Raw genomic sequence first — 22,208 nt, forward strand, 5'->3', positions numbered from 1 at the left:
GGCCCTAGGGGACGGACAGGTACGCGACGGCGTCCAGCATCCGCTCGCCGGCCGCACGCAGGCCGGACACGCTCGGTCCGGCCCGCAACACCTCGCGCGCCACCGCGGGCAGCAGCTGGCCCGGCGCGGCCCCGCCCAGGCCGCCGAGCGCCTCGGGCCGCCCGCCCTGCGCCCCGACCCCGGGCACCAGCACCGGTCCGCCCAGCCCGCTGACGTCGGGGGCCTCGAACACCGTCGCGCCGAGGACCACGCCGACGTACCCGGGCTCGGATCCCGTGGCGGACCGGTTGACCACCGCCGCCTGGTCGACGATCAGCTGGGCCACCGTCCGGCCGTCGAACGTCGCGCGCTGCACCGTGCCGCCCTCCGGATTGGAGGTCGCGGCCAGCACGAACACCCCACGGTCGGTTGCCGCGGCGGCCTCCAGCAGCGGCCGCAGCGACCCGAATCCCAGGTAGGGCGAGGCGGTCACCGCGTCGGCGGCCAGCGGCGAATCACCGGCCCAGGCGGCGGCGTAGGCCGCCATCGTCGTCCCGATGTCGCCCCGCTTGGCGTCGGCCAGCACCAGCGCCCCGGCCGAACGCAGCGCGGCGATGGTGCGTTCGAGCACCGCGAACCCGGCGGCGCCGTAGGCCTCGAAGAACGCCACCTGGGGCTTGACGACGGCGAATCCGGCGAACGCCTCGACGCAGGTGTCGCAGAACGAGGCGAGCCCGTCGGCGGTGGTCGGCAGGCCCCAGGCCCGCAACAGCTCCGGATGCGGGTCGATGCCCAGGCACAGCGGCCCGCGGCTCAGCTTCGCCGCCGCCAGCCGGGCGCCGAACCCGGTCATCGGAAGTTGCCCCGGGGCCCTACGGCCCCAGCGCTTTGCGCGCCGATGGCGCTGTGCAGCTCCTGCAGCGACCGCACGCCGATGTCGCCGCGGATCCCCGCCTCGATGCCCTGCACGGCGGCCGAGGCGCCCTGCACCGTCGTGACGCACGGGATGTTCACCGACACCGCGGCCGAGCGGATTTCATAGCCGTCGATGCGCGGGCCGGAGTTGCCGAACGGCGTGTTGATCACTATGTCGACCTCGCCGGCCTTGATCGCGTCGACCGCGGACATCGCGGGCCGGTCGGGCTGCGGCGGCTCGAAGTGCTTGCGGACCTCGTCGCAGGGAATCCCGTTGCGGCGCAACATCTCCGCGGTGCCCTCGGTGGCCAGCACCCGAAAGCCCAGATCGGCCAGCCGCTTGACCGGAAACACCAGTGATCGCTTGTCCCGGTTGGCCACCGACACGAATATCGTCCCCTCGGCCGGCAACGATCCGTAGGCGGCGGTTTGGCTCTTGGCGAAGGCGGTGCCGAAGTCGCGGTCGATGCCCATCACCTCGCCCGTCGACTTCATCTCCGGGCCGAGCAGCGAGTCGATGGCGGCCCCGTCGACGCGGCGGAAGCGGTGAAACGGCAGCACGGCCTCCTTGACCGCGATCGGGGCTTGCGGCGGCGCGTGCGCGCCGTCCCCCGAGGCCGCCAGCATGCCCTCGGCGCGGAGCTGGGAGATGCTGGTGCCCAACATGATTCGCGCGCACGCCTTCGCGAGCGGGATCGCGGTGGCCTTGGATACAAACGGCACCGTGCGGCTGGCTCGCGGGTTGGCCTCCAGGACGTAGAGCACGTCGTCCTTGAGGGCGTACTGCACGTTGAGCAGCCCGACGACGCCGATGCCGTGGGCGATGGCCTCCGTGGCGCGGCGCACCTTGTCGATGTCGCTGCGGCCCAGCGTGACCGGCGGCAGCGCGCAGGCCGAGTCGCCGGAGTGGATGCCGGCCTCCTCGATGTGCTCCATGATGCCGCCGATGTAGACCTCGGCCCCGTCGCACAGCGCGTCGACGTCGATCTCGGCCGCGTCCTCGAGGAAGCGGTCGACGAGCACCGGGTGTTCGGGCGAGAGCGCCGTGGCCCGGGTGATGTAGCCCTTCAGCGTTTCCTCGTCGTAGACGATCTCCATGCCCCGGCCGCCCAGCACGTACGACGGCCGCACCAGCACCGGATAACCGATCTCGTCGGCGATCCGGCGGGCCTGCGCGAAAGTCGTTGCAGTGCCGTACTTTGGCGCTGGCAGCCCCGCGGTGGCCAGCACGTCGCCGAAGGCGCCGCGGTCCTCGGCCAGGTCGATGGCCTCCGGCGGGGTGCCCACGATCGGAACCCCGGCGTCGAAGAGCCGCTGCGCCAGCCCGAGCGGGGTCTGGCCGCCGAGTTGCACGATGACTCCCGCGACCCCGGGGCCGCCCGCGCCCGACTGCGTTTCCGCGCGGAACACCTCGCACACGTCCTCGAAGGTCAGCGGCTCGAAGTAGAGCCGGTCGGCGGTGTCGTAGTCGGTGGACACCGTCTCCGGATTGCAGTTGACCATCACGGTCTCGAAACCGGCCTGCGACAACGTCGTTGCGGCGTGCACGCAGCTGTAGTCGAATTCGATGCCCTGGCCGATCCGGTTGGGACCCGATCCCAGGATCAGCACCTTGGGCTTGTCGGCCTGCGGGGCGACCTCGGTCTCGGCGGCCGGGTCCAGCTCGTAGCTGCTGTAGTGATAGGGCGTCTTGGCCTCGAACTCCGCCGCGCAGGTGTCGACCGTCTTGTACACCGGGTGGATGCCCAGCCGCTCGCGCAGCGAGCGCACCCCGTTCTCCCCGGCCAATTCCGGACGCAGGGCGGCGATCTGGCGGTCCGAGAGACCGTTGTGCTTGGCCCGCCGCAGCAGGTCGGCCTCGAGCACCGGGGCGGCGACCAGCTCCGCGCGCAGCTCGACCAGCTCGCCGATCTGCGCGACGAACCACGGGTCGACGCCGCTGGCTTCGGCGACCCGCTCGACCGACGCGCCCCGCCGCAGCGCCAGCTCGATGTCGTAGAGCCGGCCTTCGGTCGGCGTCCGCAGCCTGGTCAGGACCTCGTCGACGTCCCCGTCGTCGTCGGGTTTCGTCCAGAAGCCGGCGCGCCCGGTCTCCAGCGACCGCATCACCTTGCCGAGCGCCTCGACGAAGTTGCGGCCCAACGACATTGCCTCACCGACGGATTTCATCGTGGTGGTCAGCGTCGGGTCGGCGCCGGGGAATTTCTCGAACGCGAACCGCGGCGCCTTGACGACGATGTAGTCGAGGGTCGGCTCGAAGCAGGCCGGCGTCTCCTTGGTGATGTCGTTGACGATCTCGTCCAGGGTGTAGCCGATGGCCAGCTTGGCGGCGATCTTGGCGATCGGGAAACCGGTGGCCTTGGACGCCAGCGCGCTTGACCGCGACACCCGCGGGTTCATCTCGACGACGATCAGCCGGCCGTTGCGCGGGTCGACCGCGAATTGGATGTTGCAGCCGCCGGTGTCCACGCCGACCTCGCGCAGGATCGCGATGCCCAGGTCGCGCATCCGCTGGTATTCCCTGTCGGTGAGGGTCATGGCCGGCGCGACGGTGACCGAGTCGCCGGTGTGCACGCCCATCGGGTCGACGTTCTCGATGGAGCACACCACCACGACGTTGTCGTGGCCGTCGCGCATCAGCTCGAGTTCGAATTCCTTCCAGCCGTAGATCGATTCCTCGATGAGCACGTTGGCGCTGGGCGAGGCGGCCAGCCCGGCGCCGGCCATCCTTTCGACGTCTTCGGCGGAGTCGGCCATCCCCGAGCCCAGCCCGCCCATGGTGAAGCTGGGGCGCACGACGACGGGCAGGCCGAGTTCGGCGACGGTCGCGCGAACCTCGTCCATGGTGAAACATACGCGGCTGCGGGCGGATTCACCGCCGACCTTGCCGACGATGTCCTTGAACCGCTGGCGGTCCTCGCCGCGCTGGATGGCGTCGAAATCGGCGCCGATCAGCTCGACGCCGTAGCGCTCCAGTGCCCCGTTCTCGTACAGCGCGACCGCGGTGTTGAGCGCGGTCTGGCCGCCCAGCGTGGCCAGCAGCGCGTCGATCTTGTTGCCGCACTCGGCCTGCTGGGCGATCACCCGCTCGACGAACGCCGGGGTGATGGGCTCGACGTAGGTGTGGTCGGCGTACTCGGGGTCGGTCATGATGGTGGCCGGGTTGGAGTTGATCAGGCTGACCTGCAGGCCCTCGGCGCGCAGCACCCGGCAGGCCTGGGTCCCCGAGTAGTCGAATTCGGCGGCCTGGCCGATCACGATCGGCCCCGAGCCGATCACCAGCACGTGGCGCAAGTCGGTGCGACGCGGCACTAGCGCCCCCTTTCCTTGGCGCGAGGGTCCCCATCTGTACGCGATTTACGGCGTGTCGTTGTACTACGCGCGCTCGCGGGCCATGGCGTCATCACTGAGCCGCCATCAGGTCGATGAATTGGTCGAAAAGGTATTCCGCGTCGTGCGGGCCGGCGGCGGCCTCCGGGTGGTACTGCACCGAAAATGCCCGGCCGTCAGCGAGTTTGACGCCCTCGACCACCCCGTCATTGGCGCAGGTGTGGCTGACGATCGCCGGGCCGAACGGCGTGTCGAAGGACTGGCCGGCCTCCCCCTCCAGCGCGAAGCCGTGGTTCTGCGCGGTCACCGCGACCCGCCCGGTCGCGTGGTCGATGACCGGGATGTTGATGCCGCGGTGGCCGAAGACCATCTTGTAGGTGGACAGGCCCAGCGCCCGGCCGAGGATCTGGTTGCCGAAACAGATGCCGAACAGCGGGATCCCGGCGCCCAGCACCTCGCGGGTGAGCGCGACGACGCGGTCGGCGGTGGCGGGGTCGCCGGGACCGTTGGACAGGAACACGCCGTCGGGCTTGAGGTCGGCGAGCTGCTCGAAGGTCGCCGACGACGGCAGCACGTGGCTGCGGACGCCGCGCCGGGCGAAATTGCGCGGGGCGTTGGTCTTGATCCCGAGGTCCAGCGCGGCGACGGTAAATCGGTGCGGGCCTTCGGGTTCCACGACGTAGGCGTCCTCGGTGCTGACCTCCCCGGCCAGGTCGGCGCCCAGCATCGACTGCTGGCCCCGCACCCGGTCGACCAACTCTGCCGGCTCGGCCAGCGACTCGCCGGAGAACACCCCGGCCTTCATCGAGCCGCGGCTGCGCAGGTGCCGCACCACCGCCCGGGTGTCGATGCCGGCGATCCCGACGATGCCCTGGCGGACCAGCTCGTCCTGAAGCGTGCCGGTGGCGCGCCAGCTGGAGGCGCGCGGCGACGGGTCGCGCACCGCGTAGCCGGCGACCCAGATCTTGTCGCCGCGGCTTTCGCCGTCCTCATCGTTCCAGCCGGTGTTGCCAATCTGCGGCGCGGTGGCCACCACGATCTGCCGGTGATAGCTGGGGTCGGTAAGCGTCTCCTGGTAGCCGGACATACCGGTGGAAAAGACTGCCTCGCCGAGCGTTTGGCCGACCTTGCCGAACGGCGTGCCGGTGAAGACACGGCCGTCCTCGAGGACCAGTAGCGCCTTACTCATGAGCGCCGCTCCTCCCACTTGGGGGCGTGCCCCCACATCACTTCGTTCTGCATCGTCGTCGGCGCGACTCACGCGGCTCCCTCCTGCGAATCGTGCACCCACGCGTCGTACTCGCTGCGGTTGTTCGCGCGAAACCCGGTGTCGATCTCGGGGCCCGACGGCAGCCGCCAGCGGATCGCCAGAACGCCGATGCGCGCCACCACCTTGCCCGCCATGCCGCGCTCCATGCGGATGGCCGTGACCGCCTCCCGCGGGATCCAAATCGGTTTCGCGCGAATGCGTTCCAGCAGGATGCCCTCGGGGTAGCGGGTGAGCACCGCTTTGCTGCGGTACCCCAGGTCGCCGGCCGTGATGCGCTCGTTCCAGGCGGGCGCCATCGTGCAGCCGCAGTAGAGCCCCCGGGTGGTGACGCTCGCCGTACCCAGCTTGTCGGGCAGGCCGGGCAGGTCGCCGATCAGCTCCGTCTGGCGCTGCGAGCGGCGCTGCCAGCCGCGCATCATCAGCTGGATGAGCACCGCGATCACCACCACCAGCACGGCCGCGAATATCAGCGATCCCACCAGCGTGGCGGAGTTCATGCGCGCCGCTCCTTCTCATCGCTTCGTGCCCCGCAAGCGGGCGGTACCCCCACTGCATCGTCGCCGGCGCGGTTCATGCCGGGCTCTTCCCATCCCGTGCGGTGACCCGTCCGCGCAGCAGGGTCGCGGTGACGGTGGCGGGCAGCGTCATCGACTCGTACGGCGTGTTGGCCGACCGGCTGGCCAGCTCCGGCCCGGCGACCGTCCAGGTGGCGTCGGGGTCCACCACGGTCAGGTTGGCCGGCTCCCCCACCTCCAGCGCCCGGCCGTGGTCGGGCAACCCGACGATGCGCGCCGGATTCTCGCTCATCACCCGCGCGACGTCGCGCCAGGTCAACAGGCCGGGCGCCACCATCGTCTGCACCACCACCGACAGCGCCGTCTGCAGACCCAGCATGCCGGGCCGCGCCGCGCAGAACTCGACGCACTTCTCGTGCTCGGCGTGCGGGGCATGGTCGGTGGCCACACAGTCGATCACCCCGTCGGCCAGCGCTTGACGGAGCGCGACCGCGTCGGCGGCCTCGCGCAGCGGCGGGTTGACGCGGTTCACCCCTTGGTAGCTGGCCAGCCGGCTGTCGTCGAGCAGCAGGTGGTGCGGGGTGACCTCGGCGGTGATCGCGATGCCTTGCCCCTTGGCCCATTTCAGGATCTCGACCGTGCCGGCGGTGGAGGCGTGGCAGATGTGCACCCGGGCGCCGGCGTCGCGGGCGAGCAACGCGTCGCGCGCCACGATCGATTCCTCGGCGGCCCGCGGCCATCCGGCCAGCCCCAGCCGGGCGGCCGTCGGCCCCTCGTGGGCGACGGCGCCGACGGTCAGCCTCGGCTCCTCGGCGTGTTGGGCGATCAGCACCCCCAGGCCGGTGGCGTACTCCAGGGCGCGGCGCATCATCAGCGGGTCGTGCACGCAGACCCCGTCGTCGGAGAACATCCGCACCTGCGCGGCGCCGGCGGCCATCATGCCCATCTCGGTCAGCTCGGCCCCGGCCAGCCCGACGGTGACCGCGCCGACGGGGTGCACGTCGACCAGGCCGACCTGCCGGCCGCGGTGCCAGACGTGGTCGGTGACCACCGGGCTGTCGGCGACGGGATTGGTGTTGGCCATCGCGAACACCGCGGTGTAGCCGCCCAAAGCTGCTGCGGCCGAGCCGGTTTCGATGTCCTCGGCATATTCGCGGCCGGGTTCGCGCAGGTGGGTGTGCAGGTCGACGAACCCGGGCAGCAGGATCTGTCCGGTGGCGTCGATGACGTCGGCGGTGTCGGGGATCGTCAGCTTAGGCCCGATTTCGGCGATCTGGCCGTCATCGACCAGGACGTCGACCCGGTCGCCTTCGCCGTAGGGGCGCACACCGCGGATCAGCACGCTCATGCCGCAATCTCCTCCGCTCCCACGAGGACGTGGAACAGCACCGCCATCCGCACGTGCACCCCGTTCGAAACCTGTTGCAGCACGGCAGATTGCGATGAGTCGGCCACCGAAGAGGAGATCTCCATGCCGCGCACCATCGGCCCCGGATGCAGCACCACGGCGTGGCCCGGCAGCATCGCCTGGCGCCGCTCGGACAGCCCGTAGCGCACCGAGTACTCGCGGACCGACGGGAAGAAGCCGCCGTTCATCCGCTCGGCCTGCACCCGCAGCATCAGCACGGCGTCCGCGGCGGGCAGCTCGGCGTCGAAGTCGTAGGAGACGGTGGCAGGCCACCCGTCGACCCCGACCGGCAACAGCGTCGGCGGCGCGACCAGCACCACCTCGGCGCCCAGGGTGGTCAGCAGCATGACGTTGGACCGGGCGACCCGGCTGTGCAGGATGTCGCCGACGATCACGACGCGCCGGCCCTCGATGCCGCCGAGGCGCTGGCGGACGGTCAACGCGTCCAGCAGCGCCTGGGTCGGGTGCTCGTGGGTGCCGTCGCCGGCGTTGATCACCGAGGGGCCGTCACCGTTGCCGCATGTCCAGTCGGCGAGCAGGTGCGCGGCCCCCGACGCCGGGTGCCGGATGATCAGCGCGTCGGCGCCGGCGGCGCGCAGGGTCAGCGCGGTGTCGCGTAGCGACTCGCCCTTGCCCACCGACGATCCGGCCGCGCTGACGTTGATCACGTCGGCGCTCATCCACTTGCCGGCCACCTCGAAGGACACCCGGGTGCGGGTCGAGTTCTCGTAGAACATCGTGACGACGGTGCGGCCGCGCAGCGTCGGCAGCTTCTTGATGTCGCGGCCCACCAGCGCCTGGGCGAACCGGTCGGCGTCGTCGAGGATGGCGACGGCCGCGTCGCGGCTGAGGTCGCCGGCGGCCAGCAGGTGGCGCGTCATCGCGAGATCACCACCCCGTCGCGGCCGTCGTGCTCGCTCAGCAGCACGTGGACGCTCTCGCCGCGCGCGGTCGGCACGTTCTTGCCGACGTAGTCGGCGCGCAGCGGCAGTTCGCGGTGGCCGCGGTCGACCAGCACCGCCAGTTGCACCGCCCGCGGCCGGCCGACGTCGCGCAGCGCGTCGAGCGCGGCGCGGACCGAGCGGCCGGAGTACAGCACGTCGTCGACGAGGATCACCAGCGCGTCGTCGACACCGCCGGCCGGGATCGACGTGGCCTCCAGCGGCCGGGGCGGCTTTTGCATCAGGTCGTCGCGGTACAGGGTGATGTCCAGGGCGCCGTGCGCGACGTCCACGCCGCTGTATTCGCCGATGTTGGCCGCCAGCCGCTTGGCGAGGGTGACGCCGCGGGTCGGGATGCCCAGCAGCACCACCCGGGGCGCGTCGGGAGCATCCAGCGCGGTCTTTTCGATGATCTGATGCGCGATGCGGGAAATGGTGCGACCCACGTCGGCCGCCGACATCAATTCGCGGCCGGCGCCACTCACGGCAGCCATGCGAGACTTGACCTCCTTCTCCGCCTCTCTGGACGGATCGTTAAAGGATGTCGACTGCCCGGCAGCGTAGCACTTCGGACTATCCTGGCTGAAATGACAGGCTCGAGTTCCTCCGGTTTTCCCTCCGGATTGCAGCGCATGGACTTCGATGCGCTTTACCGCGGCGAGAGCCCCGGCGAAGGCATCCCCGCGATGACCACACCACCGTGGGATACCAAGGCCCCCAAGGAGAATGTCATCGCGTGGCACACCAATGGCTGGGTGCACGGTGACGTCCTCGACATCGGGTGCGGGCTCGGCGACAACGCCATCTACCTGGCCAAGAACGGCTACCGCGTGACGGGGCTGGACATCTCCCCCACCGCGCTGATCACCGCGGAGCGGCGCGCCGGCGACGCCGGCGTCGACGTGCGGTTCGCAGTGACCGACTCCACCAAGCTCGAGGGCTACACCGACGCGTTCGACACCATCGTCGACAGCGGCATGTTCCACTGCCTCGACGACGACGGCAAGCGCAGCTACGCCGCCGCGGCGCACCGGGCGACCAGGCCGGGCGCCACCCTCCTCATCAGTTGCTTTTCCGACGCCAACCCGACCGACACCGAATGGCCGCGACCGGCGGTGTCCGAGCAGACGCTGCGGGAGGTCCTCGGCGGCGCCGGCTGGGATATCGAATCGCTGGACCCGGCCACCGTGCGGCGCGAAGTGGACGGGACCGAGATCGAAATGGCGTTCTGGTACGTCCGCGCGCAGCGGCGCTAGTCGACTTCGCCGACGTGTCGGTGCCCCGTGTAGTATCGAAAGCATGTTCGAATTGGGGGCGCTCGCGGTCGTGGATCCGCATGCCGACGAAGCCGCGCTGATCGCGCGGATCGCCGAGTTGGAGGCGGTCAAAGCGGCGGCCGCCGCGGGCCAGGCGCGCGCGGCGGCGGCGATGGATGCGCTGCGTCGCACCAACGAAGCCGACGCCGGAGTCCCGGCTGCCCAGCGTGGCCGCGGGGTGGCCAGCGAGATCGCGCTGGCACGACGGGATTCCCCGGCCCGCGGTGGGCGCCATCTCGGATTCGCCAAGGCGCTGGTGCACGAGATGCCGCACACACTCGCCGCGCTGGAGGCCGGGCGGTTGTCGGAGTGGCGGGCGACGCTGATCGTGCGGGAATCGGCCTGCCTGGACGTCAACGACCGTCGCGCGCTCGACGCCGAGATGTGCGCCGCCAGGTCGAAGCTGGAAGGGATGGGTGATGCGCGGATCGCGGCGGCGGCCAAGGCAATCGCCTACCGCCTCGATGCGCAGGCGGTGGTCGACTGCGCCGCGAAGGCCGAATCCGAACGCACGGTGACGATTCGCCCGGCCCCCGACACCATGACGTGGGTGACGGCGCTCCTCCCGGTAGCCAAGGGCGTCGCGATTTACGCGGCGCTCAGGCGCGCCGCCGACACGACGTTCGATGACCGCACCCGCGGCCAGGTGATGGCCGACACGTTGGTCGAGCGGGTCACGGGTCGGCCGGCCGAGGTGGCCCAACCGGTCGGGGTCAACCTCGTCATCTCCGACGAGACGCTGCTGGGTCACGACGACACGGCGGCGGTGGTCGACGGGTACGGCCCGATACCGGCCGCCGTGGCGCGCCATCTTGTGCGAGATGCGGTCATCGATGACCGGTCGCGGGCCACACTGCGCAGGCTCTACCGCCATCCCCGCTCGGGCGCTTTGGTGAGCATGGAGTCGCGGTCGCGCTGCTCCCCCAAGGGGCTAGCCGCGTTCATCGGGCTGCGTGACGAGCGTTGTCGCACCCCCTATTGCGATGCCCCGATCCGCCACCGCGATCACGCCCGGCCGCATCATCGCGGCGGACCGACCAGCGCGGCGAATGGGCTCGGTTCGTGCGAACGCTGCAACTACGCCAAGGAAGCGCCCGGCTGGCGCGTCACCACCGCAGTTGACGAAAATGGTTGTCATACTGCGGAATTCACTACGCCTACCGGAACGCAGTACCAGTCCGGCGCGCCGCCGTTGCCGGGACCGCCCACGGTGGATGTCAGTGAACTGGCAACCCGGATCGGAATCGCACTCGCCCGACTTCACGCCGCCTGAGCGGGCGCCGTGCCCGGTCGGCACAGTTCACCGGCCCGCCCGCTACCCTGAACCGGGTGAATCTGGACGTCAATCAGGCCTCCGTCCGCGAGGTGTGCGACGCGGGCCTGCTCGCCGGTGCGGTGACGATGGTCTGGCGGCGCGGAGAACTCCTGCAGGTCAACGAGATCGGCTACCGGGACATCGATGCGGGCCTGCCGATGCAGCGCGACACGCTGTTCCGCATCGCGTCGATGACCAAGCCGGTCACGGTCGCGGCTGTGATGAGCCTGGTCGACGAGTGCAAGCTGGCGCTGAAAGACCCGGTCGTGCGCTGGGCTCCCGAGCTGGCCGACGTGCGGGTGCTCGACGACCCGCACGGCCCGCTGGACCGGACGCACCCGCTGAGTCGCGCCATCCTGATCGAGGACCTGCTCACCCACACCGGCGGCCTGGCCTACGCGTTCTCGGTGTCCGGGCCGATCTCGAAGGCCTACATGCGGCTGCCCTTCCACGACGGCCCCGATGCCTGGCTGAGCGAGCTGGCCAGGCTGCCACTGGTGCATCAGCCCGGCGAGAAGGTCACCTACAGCCACGCCATAGACCTGTTGGGCGTCATCGCTTCCCGCGTCGACGGCAAGCCGTTCCACCAGGTGCTCGACGAACGCGTGCTGGGTCCGGCGGGCATGCCCGACACCGGGTTCTTCGTCTCCCCCGAAGCGCGCCGGCGCGCCGCCACCATGTACCGGCTCACCGACGACCACGAGCTGCAGCACGGCGTGATGGGGCCGCCGCACATCAAGCCGCCCTCGTTCTGCAACGCCGGCGGCGGGCTGTGGTCGACGGCCGACGACTACCTGCGGTTCGTGCGGATGCTGCTCGACGACGGGACGGTCGACGGCGTGCGCGTGTTGTCCCCCGAGTCGGCCCGCCTCATGCGGACCGACCGGCTCACCGACGAACAGAAGCGCCACAACTTCCTCGGGGCGCCGTACTGGGTCGGGCGCGGGTTCGGGTTGAACCTGTCGGTGGTGACCGATCCGGCGAAGTCCGCCCCGCTGTTCGGCCCGGGCGGCCCGGGGACCTTCAGCTGGCCCGGCGCTTACGGGACGTGGTGGCAGGCCGACCCGAGCGCGGACGACCTGATCCTGCTGTACCTGATCCAGAACCTGCCCGACCTGACCGTGGACGCGGCGACGGCCGTCGCGGGCAACACGTCGCTGGCGAAACTCCGCACCGCGCAACCGAAGTTCGTCCGCCGCACCTATCAGGCGCTTGGCCTGTAGCGCCATGGTCGACTACCCGCCCGACCGCATGACCGGCCCGCGGCTGATGCTGCGCCCGCCGGCGCTCGACGACGCGGGGGCGCTCTTTCAGCGGGTCGCCCGCGATCCCGAGGTCACCAAGTACCTGCTGTGGGCGCCTCATCGCGACGTGGCGGCGACGCGACGCGTCATCACCGAAAAGCTCAACATCAGCGGCGAGGAGCGGACCTGGGCCATCACGCTGAAGCACAGCGGCGAGGTCGTCGGGCTGACCAGCTGCCGGCGTGCCGCGCCGCACTCGGTCGAGATCGGCTACTGCCTCGGCCGGCGCTGGTGGGGCAAGGGCTACATGTCCGAGGTGCTCGACCTGCTGCTCGCCGCGCTGGAAGCCGATCGCCAGGTATACCGCGTCTGGGCGACCTGCAGCCCGGACAACGAGCGCTCGGCGCGGTCGCTGGAGCGCGCCGGTTTCGCGTTGGAGGGACGGCTGGCCCGCCACGCCGTCTACCCCACCATCGGGCCCGAGCCCCAGGACGCCCTGCTGTACGCGAAGATCCTGCGCTGAGCGCACTTTGGAAGTCGTCAGCGCATACTTAACCGGACCGCGGGGCTGTCACGGCGTTCACGAAATCGCGAAGACTGGGTTTCCAGGCCGGGCGGGCGCAGATCGGCCGGAACCAACGGCACCGCCGCCATCGGGAACAGCGCGCACAGCGCCCAGGCCGCCGGGTAGTGGGCCGCCATGATCAATGCGCCGAAGAGCGGCGGGCCGCAGGCGGCCACCAGCCGCTGGGTGGTGTTCTGCAGGCCCAGGGCGCGTCCGCTCCAATACGGCCCGGCCAACTCGGTGATCGCGGTGGCCTCCAGCCCGTTGTCGAGCACCGCGAGCACCGAAACGGCGACCATGAGCAACACGTCGTAACCCGAACCGGTGCCGTCGGTGAGGGCGAGCAGGAACAGGGCCAGCGCGGCGGCGATCGCGATGGTGCGGACCGGACGCATCCGCAAGCCGACGCGATCGGACCAGCGGCCGACCGCGATTCGCCCCACGGCGCCCAATAGTTGGGCGAAGGTGACCAAAGCGCCCGCGGCCGCCACCGACCAGCCGTGGTGGTTCATCAGCCACACGAGCACGAAGGTGACGGTCACGGTCTGGGGCATCATCAGCAGGCCGGCCACCGCGTGGATTCGCCACAACACGAACGAACCGCGATACGGGCTGGCCAGTTCCCCCCGTGCAGCCGCCGCGCGGGGTTTCCGCGGCGGATCGGCGATTCCGATCGCGCTTGCCACCGCCGCCACCGTGCACATCACCGCGAGGAACATCAGCCCGCGGTGCGGGCCGCTCTCGGAGAGCTCCGGAATGATCAACGCGCCCAAAGCGATTCCCAACGGTTGCGCGGTCTGGCGGATCCCCATCGCCAGGCCGCGTCGCCGCGGCGGGAACCAGGCGGACACCAGCCGTCCGCCGGCCGCGTTGCAACTCGCCGCGGCCATCCCGCCGATGAACAGAAAGGCGGCGATCATCAGCAGTGAATGGGCCGACGCCGCGGCGTAAGCCGCGGCCGCGGTGAGTGCCGAGCCCGCCGTGAGCACGATCCGCTCGCCGACACGGTCCAGCACGTAGCCCCACATGACGAGCGTGACCACCATGCCCCAACTGGGCATCGACGACAGCAGGCCCGCTTCGGCCAGTGGGACGCCACGGCGAGCCTGCAGCGAAGGGATAAGGAACGCAACGCCATTGATGAAAAGGAAGGAGCTTGCCGTCACCCCCAACGAGATGGCCATGATCGACCACCGCGCCCCCGCGCCGAGTTCGAACGTGGTGTCTGCCCCCATCAGCATGCACCCATATTGGCACAGCGTTTTGCGGCCACTGGGCGTCTCGGCAACCGCACTGACGGCGAAACTTATTGAACGCTAAGGTAATTCTTAACCAGCCACCAGCATCGCCGTCACGGCCGGCTCTCGCGTGAGCCGTGAAATGTGTTGAGCGCCTCGCAGTTTGGTAGCATGATGGAATTCGCCCATCATCTGCTGCCCGCAACCGGTGTCGGGGCGAAATTCAAAGGCGATGCACAGGCAATTCGTGGCCGATCCGTTACCGGACACCTCATTGACCGGTCTCAGCGATTTCTCAGCGTGGCTACCGTAGACATGCACAACAACGACACCGGAAGGTCACTGTGTGATGACTGACGCTGCAAGCCACGCTCTGACCAAAGTGCCCGCGGTGACGCTGGGCTTTTGGGTGATCAAAATCTTGGCGACGACGCTGGGCGAGACGGGTGGCGACGCCCTCACGATGAACGTCTTCCACGCTGATACACACAAGAATTGGGGATATCTGGTTGGCGTGGCGCTTTTCGGCGTCGCGCTGATAGCGCTGGTTGCCGCGCAGATCCGCGCCAAGCGTTTCCATGCGGGGCTGTACTGGGCGACGATCGTGGCCTCGACGACGTTCGGCACCACGCTGGCCGATTTCGCCGACCGGCAGCTGGGGATCGGCTACACGGGCGGTTCGCTGCTGCTTCTGGCCTGCCTCCTGGCCACCCTGGGCCTGTGGCGCTGGTCGGAGGGAACGGTATCGGTCAACACCGTCTCCACGCCCAGGGTGGAAACCTTCTACTGGGCGACGATCACGTTCTCGCAGACGCTGGGCACCGCGCTCGGCGATTGGCTCGCCGACACCCGCGGCTTCGGTTACGAGCGCGGCGCGCTGGTGTTCACCGCAGCCCTCGCCGCCGTGGTGGCCCTGTACTACTGGACCTCGGTGTCGCGGGTCACCCTGTTCTGGGTCGCGTTCATCCTGACACGCCCCCTGGGCGCGACCGTGGGCGACTTCCTCGACAAGCCCGTCGCCGACGGCGGCCTGGCCCTGAGCCGCCCGCTGGCCTCGGCCGTCATCGCGGCGATCATCGTCGCGTTGCTCATCGTCCTGCCGCAGCGGCCGGGACGTCACCCCGGTCGGCCGGAAGCCGCGCACGACGTAGCGTAGCGACATGCGAGTCCTGATCGTCGAGGACGAGCCGCGGTTGTCCGCGACGCTGGCCATGGGGCTGAAGGCCGAGGGCTTCGTCGTCGTGGCCGTCGGCACGGGCGTCGAGGGCCTGCAGCGGGCGACCGAGAACAGCTTCGACGTCGTGGTCCTCGACATCATGCTGCCCGGTTACAACGGATACGAGGTGCTGCGCCGGATGCGGGCGCGGGACGTGTGGACACCGGTGCTGATGCTGACAGCCAAAGACGGTGAGTTCGACGAGACCGATGCGTTCGATCTCGGGGCCGATGACTATCTGACGAAGCCGTTTTCGTTCCGGGTGCTCGTGGCGCGCCTGCGCGCGTTGGTGCGTCGCGGCGCGCCCGAGCGGCCGGCGGTGCTGACAGCGGGATCGCTGTCGCTGGATCCCGCCCGGCACACCGTCCGGCGCGGCTCGACCCCGATCACGCTGACTCCCCGCGAGTACGGGGTGCTGGAGTTCCTGATGCGCAACAAGGACGTGGTGGTGACGAAGGCCGAGATCTTGCGCAACGTGTGGGACGCGCACCATCAGGGCCCGGACAACGTCGTCGAGGTGTACGTGGGGTACGTGCGCCGCAAGATCGACGTTCCGTTCGGTACCCACACCATCGAGACGGTCCGGGGCGTCGGTTACCGGTTGGTGTGCTGAGGTAATTCCACGATCATTCTGGTTCCCCCGCCGGGCCGGTCGTCGATGGTGATCGTGCCGCCGTGGGCGGCGACGATCTCGGCGACGATCGCCAGGCCCAGGCCGGCCCCGCCGCCGCCGCGGGAGCGGTCGGAATCCAGGCGCACGAAGCGCTCGAACACCCGGGCCCGCTCGGCCGGGGGGATGCCGGGGCCGTCGTCGCTGACGGTGAGCGTGGCGGTTCCGTTCCGGCCGGCGACGTCGATGGCCACGCTCGAATTGGCATGGCGGACGGCGTTGTCCACGAGGTTGCGGATCATCCGGGACACGGCCGCCGGGTCGCCGGTCAGACGCGCCGGGCGGATGTCGGTGTCGACCGCGCATCCCGATTCGCGCCGCGCGCGGGCGGCCTCGACCTGCGCGAGGCCGTCGAGGGCCATCTCCTCCTTGTGGCGCACCAGGCTTTGCTCGTCCGCCCGTGCCAGCAGGAACAGGTCCTCGATGAGCGCGCGCATGCGGTGCGCCTCGGGAAGCAGGGTGTCGACGGTCAGCTCCGCATTGAGCAGCTCGGGGTGGGCCTCGCCGACCTCCAGCCCGGAGATGATGGTGGCCAGCGGGCTGCGCAGTTCATGGGAGGCGTCGCCGAGGAACCGTTGTTGCGCGCGGTGGCCGGCTTCCAATCGCGACAGCATTTCGTTCATGGTGACCGCCAGGGCCGCGATCTCGTCGCGGCTGCCGGGCACGGGTACCCGCTCGGCCAGATCGGAGGTGGAGATTTCGGCCACCCGGCTGCGGATCGCGTCCACCGACTGCAGGGACCGGTGGACGAGCCAGTAGCTCGCGGCCGCCGCCACCGCGATGACGATCGGGGCGCCGCACGCCAGCAGCAGCGCGACGGCCCACGCGGTCGCCTCGATCGCCTCGCTGCCCCCTCCGACGATCACCGTGTAGTCACCGGACGAAGTCGCGACCCGTTGGCCGCTGACCCGCATGTCGTCACCCGCCACCGCGTCATCGGACATGCCGCGGCGCAAACGAAAGTCGAACTCGCTCAGGGGGACCAGCGGCGTTTTCGGCGCGGAGCCGGACCGCACCACCACCTTGCCATCGGGGGCGATCACTTGAATCGCGACGATGCGCTGGCCGGTGGTCAACTGCGTGCTGTCGATGTCGCTGACAGGATCCGATCGCAGGGCCGCCGCGAGGCTGCGCACCCGGGCCGCGGCGGCATCGTCGACGCCGCTCAACAACGTCCGGTACAGCAGCGCGTCCAGCCCGGCGCCGGCGAGGCTCAGCGCCAACAGCACGACGACCGCGGACACCGCGGCCGAGCGGGCGGAGATGCCCAAGCTTCGCCGAACCGGCCAGACGGCAGACCACCGCACACGTCCGATTCTTCCAAGCCCGCGGGCGGGCCGGAAACACCGCAGCTCAGCGTGTTTCTCAGCGGCTTCTCAGCGACCCGCTCCTAGGCTGACGTTGCCATGAACGTCGAGGAATTGCGCCGGGTACTCGCCGACCTTCCGGGCGAACTGCCCATCGCTGTCGAGGATTCCACGATGGGCTGGATGGAGAACGCCGCGCTCTATCTGGCGCCCGCGCACATCGACCGACGTGTCTCCGGCAGCTATCTCTACGCCTGTCATCGCGACGGCGCCGACAATTGTCATGCGCTGTTGATCAGCAGCCTTCATCAATCCGACGACAGCGTTGTCGGCATCAGTCCCGAGCCGGCTTGGCCGACAGTGATCGACGCGGACGATGTGGAAGCCGCACCAAGGAGAGGCCGTGATGCCTAGATTGCCGAATTCGACCGCCAAAATACTGATCGGCGTGACCATTGCCGTCGGCGCCGGTGTCGTCGGATCGGCGACGGCGGCGGCCGACCCGGGCGCGTTCAGCACGCTGAGCTGCAGCTGCCAGCAGGCGGCGCCGGCCGGCAGCCCCGCCCGAAAGGACGCGATCGCCCGGGGAATCCGGCAGGGCCTGTCGGATTGGCCGGTCGTAACCGGATAGCACCGCTCAGGCGCGTTCGTTCACCGGCTGCGCGACGCTGTCGCCGTTGCGCGCCGCGGCGGCGGGGCCGTTTGGGGGCAGCTCGAAGGCCGGGAACGCCGAACCCACCGCGGCCGTCGCCGCGTTGCGTTGGGCCTCCATGCGCGCCAGCGCGGCGTCGGTGAAGACCGACAGGCCGAGGTCGGGGTTGTAGCCGTGGATCTCCTTGACGTCCAGCTGGGCCAGGAAGTAGACGATCTCCTTGGACACCACCTGGCCCGGGACCAGCACCGGGAAGCCGGGCGGGTAGGGCACCACGAACGTCGTGGACACCAGGGTCCTGCCCTCGGCCAGCCGCCGCCCCGCCATGCCGATCAGGACATGCTCGCGGTCCGACTCTTCGTAGCCGGCGTAGAACGCCGACCGCATGTCGCCGAACTTGCACACGTCCACGGGGCGGAAGGCGACGTCGAACTCGCTGAAATCGGGTAGGTGCGGCAGGTCCTCGGTGATCTCCTCCACCCGGCGCCGCTGCAGGGCGCGGTCCTCCTTGCCGCCGGCGCTCTCGCTGCGCTCGAAGTCGGTGGCGATGCGCCGCAGCACGTCCAGCAGGTAATGCACGCTCGACCAGGTGACCCCGATGGTGAAGATCAGCAAAACGCTGTTGATAGAAGTTTTGTTGATCTGGATGCCGAACCGGTCCATCAGGATCTTCTCGCGGAAGTCGTAGCCGTTCATGCCGGTCTTGCCGATGAACAGGGTGACCCGCGTGGCGTCGAGCACGAACTGGTCGGAACGCCACGCCTCGTTCCACTCGGCCAGCGCGCCCTGCCTGACCTGACGGTACGAGCTGACCGACGACGCCCGGAACTCGTCGGGCACCAAGTCGGACTCGTCGAGGATGCGGAACCACTTGCCGATCAGCCGGTCCTTGCGGACCCGGTGCCGGAACACCAGCGCCATGTTGTAGGTGTTGCGGACCAGCTCGAAGCCCTCGATGTCGACCTGCCGGCGTGCCAGGTCCAGCGACGCCAGCAATTGCTGGTTCGGCGACGTCGAGGTGTGGGTCAGAAACGCCTCGGCGAACACGTCGCGGGTCAGCGCCTTGAAGTCCTGGTCACGGACGTGCACCATCGACGCCTGCCGGAACGCCGACAGCGACTTGTGCGTGGAGTGCGTGGCATAAACCCGCACCCGCGCGCGGGCGGGGTCGGGAAGCAGTCGGCGATCGACCCACTCGGACCGCTCCACCCCGTCCATCTCCGCGGCCCAATCCCGGTATTCCGCAGCGTATTCCGGCGACGCCAGCATCTGCTCGAGGCGTTCGGCGGACACCATCGCGGTGCGCTGCCGGGCCCACGGCACGGCGGTGGCGAACGCGTACCACGCCTCGTCCCACAGGAAGCAGATGTCCGGCTTGATGGCCAGCACCTCCTCCATGACCCGGCGGGGGTTGTAGACGACGCCGTCGAAGGTGCAGTTGGTCAGCAGCAGCATGCGCACCCGGTGCAGCTGGCCGGCGGCCTCGAGGTCCAGCAGCGCCTTCTTGATCGTGTGCAGCGACACGGCCCCGTAGATCGCGTACTCCGGCAGCGGATAGGCATCCAGGTACAGCGGGTAGGCGCCGGCGAGCACCAGGCCGTAGTGGTGCGACTTGTGGCAGTTGCGGTCGATGAGCACGATGTCGCCCGGGCGCGTCAGCGCCTGCACGACGATCTTGTTCGCGGTCGAGGTGCCGTTGGTGACGAAGTAGGTGTGGTCGGAGTTCCAGGTCAGGGCCGCCTTGTCCATCGCGGCCTTGATGTTGCCGTGCGGGTCCAGCAGCGAGTCCAATCCGCCGGACGTGGTCGACGTCTCGGCCATGAAGATGTTGCGGCCGTAGAACTCGCCCATGTCTTGCAGGGATTTGGAGTTGAAGATGCTGGCGCCGCGCGCGACCGGAAGCGCGTGGAACTGGCCGACCGGCGCGGCCGCGTAGGCGCACAGGGCGTCGAAAAACGGTGTGGCGAAACGGTTTCGCAGGCCCGCGAGCACGGTGCTGTTCAGGTCCGTGACGTCGTTGAGCCGGTAGAACGTGCGATCGTAGACGTCGGGTTCGTCCTCGGTCTCCGCGGCGATCGACTCGTCGGTGAGCAGATAGAGGTCGATGTGTGGCCGCAGCTCCCTGATCCATTCGGCGCATTCGACCCAGTCCTGGTGATCGGTCGACGCCAGGTCCCCGGCGTCTTGGCCGGCGGCGCCCAGCAGGGTGTTCATCAACGGCACCCGGTCGCGGGACCGCAGCGGCAGGTCGTGGCGGATGATCGCGGCCTGAATCTCGCCGTTCAGCGCGACCGCGGTGATGGCGTCCTCGATGCTGGGAACCAGCAGCAGCTCGTACTGCACGTCGTCGGACGGTTTGCGTAGCGCCCGCAGGCACTCGGCCAGGCTGTCGGGCGCCGTGGCCGGGGCGTCGTCGGCGAGCAGCACCGTGTAGAACTGCTGCTGCTTGGCCTGGGCGACCAGCTCCTGCTCGGCCAGGGGCGCGGAGGTATCGAAAAGCCCTGCGCGGTCGCCGTATTCGGACAGCAGGCGAACCGCCAGCGACACCTCCTCGGTGAGCCGTACCGTCGACAGCGACTCGAGGTGGGCCCGGAAGGTGGCCAGGTTGGCCGCGCCGGGGTACAGCCAGTACCGCTCGTAGGCCGCGAGCCGGTCCATCAGCCGCCGCACCCGGCACACGTCGTGCGTCTTGTCCAGGCCGGCCAGGTCGACCTCGGCGAGGTGGCGGCACGCGTCGTCCAGCAGGTTCCATGTGTCCAGGCGCGTGTACGACGGGTTGGCCACTGCCGCCAGCGCCGACACACGAAGCCGGCGCGGGCGGGCGCTGTCGCGATCCATCTGGCCTATTGTGCCCGCTCGTCCTCGCCGTCGTCGCCGTTCAGGGCCCGCCGGTTGGCCCGCGTGCCGTCCATCCACCGCAGCACCGGAAGCTCCCGGCTGCGCGCCGGCAGGTCGGTGACGTCACCCAGCGACCGCACCACGGCCTGAGTCAGGCCCATGAGGGCGGCCATCACCGGCAGCAGCGGCTGCAGCGGCCTGGCCGCCGAGCGAACGGTCCTGATGCGGCGGGCCACGATCAGGCGCTCGACCGAGTGGTAAAGCCAGGCGCCCACGCCCAGCGCGTAGATCGCGAGCGCCGAGGCGACGATGGTCCACCCGTAGGCGGCGCACACGACGGCACCCAGCACCACCGTCGCGGCCAGGAAGGCGGCGACGGCGACGCGCAGCTCCAGTCGCGTCATGACTGCGGACCCGGCTCCTGCGGCGCGTTGGGGCCCGAACGGACCGCCCGGGCCGCCGCCCGGATCTGCGGCGTCACCAGCATGACCTGGCCCAGCACGCCGTTGACGAAGCCCGGCGACTCGTCGGTGGACAGCTCCTTGGCCAGCTGCACGGCCTCGTCGACCGCGACCGGCTCCGGCACGTCGTCGGCGTAGAGCAGCTCCCACACCGCGACCCGCAGGATGGCCCGGTCCACCGCGGGCAGCCGGTCCAGCGTCCAGCCCTGCAGGTGCGAGCTGATCAGGTCGTCGATGTGGGCGGTGTGCTCGCTGACCCCCCGGGCCGCCGCGGCCGTGTACGGGTACAGCGGCGCCACGTCCGGGTTCGCGTCGGCCAGCGCGGTGCGAACCTCGACGACCTCCGCCGGGCTCAGCCCGCGGGCCTCGGCCTCGAAGAGCAGGTCGACGGCGCGCTTGCGCGCCTGATGTCGTCCCTTGGCGGCCCGGCTCACGCGCTGACGCGGCCCAGGTAGCTGCCGTCGCGCGTGTCCACCTTCAGCTTGTCCCCGGTGTTGATGAACAGCGGCACCTGGATCTCCGCGCCGGTCTCCACGGTGGCGGGCTTGGTGCCCGCGCTGGACCGGTCGCCCTGCAGGCCCGGCTCGGTGTGGGTGACCTCCAGCTCGACGGACACCGGCAGCTCGATGTACAGCGGCGACCCGTTGTGGAACGCGATCTGCACCGGCAGGCCCTCCAGCAGGAACCGCGAGGCGTCGCCGACCAGCGACTCCGGCAGCGGGTGCTGCTCGTAGTCCGCGCTGTCCATGAAGACGAAGTCCGACCCGTCGTGATACAGGTAGGTCGCGTCGCGGCGGTCGACCGTGGCCGTCTCGACCTTGACGCCCGCGTTGTAGGTCTTGTCGACCACCTTGCCGGAGACGACGTTCTTCAGCTTGGTGCGCACGAACGCCGGGCCCTTGCCGGGTTTGACGTGCTGGAACTCGACGATCTGCCACAGCTGGCCGTCGATCACCAGCACCAGTCCGTTCTTGAAGTCGGCAGTACTTGCCACGGTCGGTGTATCTCCTACGGGATGGCCAGTTCCA

Annotated in this window: 21 protein-coding genes; 8 read left to right on the plus strand and 13 right to left on the minus strand. The window is 69.9% G+C overall.

Translation table 11 applies throughout. From position 1 onward, the window contains the following. Positions 1 to 4: 4 nt before the first annotated feature. From pyrF to pyrR, 7 genes are all read right to left on the minus strand, one after another. Positions 5 to 832, minus strand: coding sequence for an orotidine-5'-phosphate decarboxylase (pyrF, locus tag VMD50_RS02665; RefSeq protein WP_325424586.1), 828 nt, complete (start codon positions 830 to 832; stop codon positions 5 to 7). Next, the gene (gene carB / locus VMD50_RS02670) at positions 829 to 4,206 is read right to left on the minus strand and encodes a carbamoyl-phosphate synthase large subunit (RefSeq protein ID WP_325424588.1); all 3,378 of its coding nucleotides are present in this window, start codon (positions 4,204 to 4,206) and stop codon (positions 829 to 831) included. Before carB ends, pyrF begins: the two co-directional genes overlap by 4 nt. A gap of 91 nt (positions 4,207 to 4,297) precedes the next feature. Then, positions 4,298 to 5,413: a glutamine-hydrolyzing carbamoyl-phosphate synthase small subunit gene (carA, locus tag VMD50_RS02675; protein ID WP_325424590.1), complete on the minus strand. Its 1,116-nt coding sequence runs from the start codon at positions 5,411 to 5,413 to the stop codon at positions 4,298 to 4,300. 68 nt (positions 5,414 to 5,481) lie between these two features. Next, positions 5,482 to 5,991, minus strand: a complete 510-nt coding sequence (locus VMD50_RS02680; protein WP_325424592.1) for a PH-like domain-containing protein — start codon at positions 5,989 to 5,991, stop codon at positions 5,482 to 5,484. 73 nt (positions 5,992 to 6,064) lie between these two features. Then, positions 6,065 to 7,357 carry a dihydroorotase gene (locus tag VMD50_RS02690; RefSeq protein WP_325424594.1) on the minus strand — a complete coding sequence of 431 codons (1,293 nt, stop codon included), beginning with the start codon at positions 7,355 to 7,357 and terminating at the stop codon, positions 6,065 to 6,067. Continuing rightward, positions 7,354 to 8,298, minus strand: a complete 945-nt coding sequence (locus VMD50_RS02695; protein ID WP_325424595.1) for an aspartate carbamoyltransferase catalytic subunit — start codon at positions 8,296 to 8,298, stop codon at positions 7,354 to 7,356. The genes VMD50_RS02690 and VMD50_RS02695 overlap by 4 nt, the downstream gene beginning before the upstream one ends. Next, positions 8,295 to 8,852 (minus strand): bifunctional pyr operon transcriptional regulator/uracil phosphoribosyltransferase PyrR, encoded by a 558-nt coding sequence (gene pyrR / locus VMD50_RS02700; protein WP_325424596.1) that lies wholly within the window; start codon positions 8,850 to 8,852, stop codon positions 8,295 to 8,297. Before pyrR ends, VMD50_RS02695 begins: the two co-directional genes overlap by 4 nt. A gap of 129 nt (positions 8,853 to 8,981) precedes the next feature. On the opposite strand from pyrR, the gene VMD50_RS02705 reads away from it, so the two are divergent. Genes VMD50_RS02705 through VMD50_RS02720 form a run of 4 tightly spaced genes read left to right on the plus strand, consistent with a single transcriptional unit; the run spans position 8,982 to position 12,756 of the window. Then, positions 8,982 to 9,614: a class I SAM-dependent methyltransferase gene (locus VMD50_RS02705; protein ID WP_325424672.1), complete on the plus strand. Its 633-nt coding sequence runs from the start codon at positions 8,982 to 8,984 to the stop codon at positions 9,612 to 9,614. A 43-nt stretch (positions 9,615 to 9,657) separates the two neighbouring features. After that, positions 9,658 to 10,947, plus strand: coding sequence for an HNH endonuclease (locus VMD50_RS02710; RefSeq protein WP_325424598.1), 1,290 nt, complete (start codon positions 9,658 to 9,660; stop codon positions 10,945 to 10,947). Between the two features lie 56 nt (positions 10,948 to 11,003). Further along, complete coding sequence (locus VMD50_RS02715; protein ID WP_325424600.1) at positions 11,004 to 12,212, plus strand: serine hydrolase domain-containing protein; 1,209 nt, start codon at positions 11,004 to 11,006, stop codon at positions 12,210 to 12,212. Positions 12,213 to 12,216: 4 nt separating this feature from the next. After that, positions 12,217 to 12,756 (plus strand): GNAT family N-acetyltransferase, encoded by a 540-nt coding sequence (locus VMD50_RS02720; RefSeq protein WP_325424601.1) that lies wholly within the window; start codon positions 12,217 to 12,219, stop codon positions 12,754 to 12,756. Between the two features lie 17 nt (positions 12,757 to 12,773). On the opposite strand, the gene VMD50_RS02725 is transcribed toward VMD50_RS02720, so the two are convergent. Continuing rightward, complete coding sequence (locus VMD50_RS02725) at positions 12,774 to 14,033, minus strand: MFS transporter (RefSeq protein WP_325424674.1); 1,260 nt, start codon at positions 14,031 to 14,033, stop codon at positions 12,774 to 12,776. A gap of 352 nt (positions 14,034 to 14,385) precedes the next feature. On the opposite strand from VMD50_RS02725, the gene VMD50_RS02730 reads away from it, so the two are divergent. Next, the gene (locus VMD50_RS02730) at positions 14,386 to 15,192 is read left to right on the plus strand and encodes a COG4705 family protein (protein WP_325424603.1); all 807 of its coding nucleotides are present in this window, start codon (positions 14,386 to 14,388) and stop codon (positions 15,190 to 15,192) included. A 4-nt stretch (positions 15,193 to 15,196) separates the two neighbouring features. Then, positions 15,197 to 15,865, plus strand: a complete 669-nt coding sequence (locus VMD50_RS02735; protein ID WP_325424605.1) for a response regulator transcription factor — start codon at positions 15,197 to 15,199, stop codon at positions 15,863 to 15,865. Here the strand turns inward: VMD50_RS02735 and VMD50_RS02740 are convergent. Further along, the gene (locus tag VMD50_RS02740) at positions 15,847 to 17,229 is read right to left on the minus strand and encodes a HAMP domain-containing sensor histidine kinase (RefSeq protein ID WP_325424607.1); all 1,383 of its coding nucleotides are present in this window, start codon (positions 17,227 to 17,229) and stop codon (positions 15,847 to 15,849) included. The two genes, VMD50_RS02735 and VMD50_RS02740, sit on opposite strands and share 19 nt — an antisense overlap. Before the next feature lie 99 nt (positions 17,230 to 17,328). Here VMD50_RS02740 and VMD50_RS02745 point away from each other — a divergent pair, with 99 nt between their 5' ends. Continuing rightward, complete coding sequence (locus VMD50_RS02745) at positions 17,329 to 17,643, plus strand: hypothetical protein (protein WP_325424609.1); 315 nt, start codon at positions 17,329 to 17,331, stop codon at positions 17,641 to 17,643. Continuing rightward, positions 17,636 to 17,860, plus strand: a complete 225-nt coding sequence (locus VMD50_RS02750) for a hypothetical protein (protein ID WP_325424610.1) — start codon at positions 17,636 to 17,638, stop codon at positions 17,858 to 17,860. The genes VMD50_RS02745 and VMD50_RS02750 overlap by 8 nt, the downstream gene beginning before the upstream one ends. A 6-nt stretch (positions 17,861 to 17,866) precedes the next feature. Here the strand turns inward: VMD50_RS02750 and VMD50_RS02755 are convergent, their stop codons facing one another. The 4 genes from VMD50_RS02755 to efp are packed head-to-tail and all read right to left on the minus strand — an operon-like array spanning position 17,867 to position 22,174. Continuing rightward, complete coding sequence (locus tag VMD50_RS02755) at positions 17,867 to 20,719, minus strand: aminotransferase class I/II-fold pyridoxal phosphate-dependent enzyme (RefSeq protein WP_325424612.1); 2,853 nt, start codon at positions 20,717 to 20,719, stop codon at positions 17,867 to 17,869. A gap of 5 nt (positions 20,720 to 20,724) precedes the next feature. After that, positions 20,725 to 21,123 carry an antitermination protein NusB gene (locus VMD50_RS02760; protein WP_325424614.1) on the minus strand — a complete coding sequence of 133 codons (399 nt, stop codon included), beginning with the start codon at positions 21,121 to 21,123 and terminating at the stop codon, positions 20,725 to 20,727. Further along, entirely contained in the window at positions 21,120 to 21,614 is a 495-nt protein-coding gene (gene nusB / locus VMD50_RS02765; protein ID WP_325424615.1) for a transcription antitermination factor NusB, read from the minus strand. Before nusB ends, VMD50_RS02760 begins: the two co-directional genes overlap by 4 nt. Further along, complete coding sequence (gene efp / locus VMD50_RS02770; RefSeq protein ID WP_325424617.1) at positions 21,611 to 22,174, minus strand: elongation factor P; 564 nt, start codon at positions 22,172 to 22,174, stop codon at positions 21,611 to 21,613. The genes nusB and efp overlap by 4 nt, the downstream gene beginning before the upstream one ends. Positions 22,175 to 22,208 lie beyond the last annotated feature (34 nt).

The sequence above is a fragment of the Mycobacterium sp. genome, assembly GCF_035506235.1.
GTDB lineage: Bacteria > Actinomycetota > Actinomycetes > Mycobacteriales > Mycobacteriaceae > Mycobacterium.

Bases quoted from the DNA above. Each gene is read 5' to 3' on its own strand.
- pyrF (WP_325424586.1), bottom strand. From the start codon at position 832: ATGACCGGGTTCGGCGCCCGGCTGGCGGCGGCGAAGCTGAGCCGCGGG.
- carA (WP_325424590.1), bottom strand. From the start codon at position 5,413: ATGAGTAAGGCGCTACTGGTCCTCGAGGACGGCCGTGTCTTCACCGGC.
- VMD50_RS02680 (WP_325424592.1), bottom strand. From the start codon at position 5,991: ATGAACTCCGCCACGCTGGTGGGATCGCTGATATTCGCGGCCGTGCTG.
- VMD50_RS02690 (WP_325424594.1), bottom strand. From the start codon at position 7,357: ATGAGCGTGCTGATCCGCGGTGTGCGCCCCTACGGCGAAGGCGACCGG.
- VMD50_RS02695 (WP_325424595.1), bottom strand. From the start codon at position 8,298: ATGACGCGCCACCTGCTGGCCGCCGGCGACCTCAGCCGCGACGCGGCC.
- pyrR (WP_325424596.1), bottom strand. From the start codon at position 8,852: ATGGCTGCCGTGAGTGGCGCCGGCCGCGAATTGATGTCGGCGGCCGAC.
- VMD50_RS02710 (WP_325424598.1), top strand. From the start codon at position 9,658: ATGTTCGAATTGGGGGCGCTCGCGGTCGTGGATCCGCATGCCGACGAA.
- VMD50_RS02720 (WP_325424601.1), top strand. From the start codon at position 12,217: ATGGTCGACTACCCGCCCGACCGCATGACCGGCCCGCGGCTGATGCTG.
- VMD50_RS02725 (WP_325424674.1), bottom strand. From the start codon at position 14,033: ATGGGGGCAGACACCACGTTCGAACTCGGCGCGGGGGCGCGGTGGTCG.
- VMD50_RS02730 (WP_325424603.1), top strand. From the start codon at position 14,386: ATGACTGACGCTGCAAGCCACGCTCTGACCAAAGTGCCCGCGGTGACG.
- VMD50_RS02735 (WP_325424605.1), top strand. From the start codon at position 15,197: ATGCGAGTCCTGATCGTCGAGGACGAGCCGCGGTTGTCCGCGACGCTG.
- VMD50_RS02745 (WP_325424609.1), top strand. From the start codon at position 17,329: ATGAACGTCGAGGAATTGCGCCGGGTACTCGCCGACCTTCCGGGCGAA.
- VMD50_RS02750 (WP_325424610.1), top strand. From the start codon at position 17,636: ATGCCTAGATTGCCGAATTCGACCGCCAAAATACTGATCGGCGTGACC.
- VMD50_RS02755 (WP_325424612.1), bottom strand. From the start codon at position 20,719: ATGGATCGCGACAGCGCCCGCCCGCGCCGGCTTCGTGTGTCGGCGCTG.
- VMD50_RS02760 (WP_325424614.1), bottom strand. From the start codon at position 21,123: ATGACGCGACTGGAGCTGCGCGTCGCCGTCGCCGCCTTCCTGGCCGCG.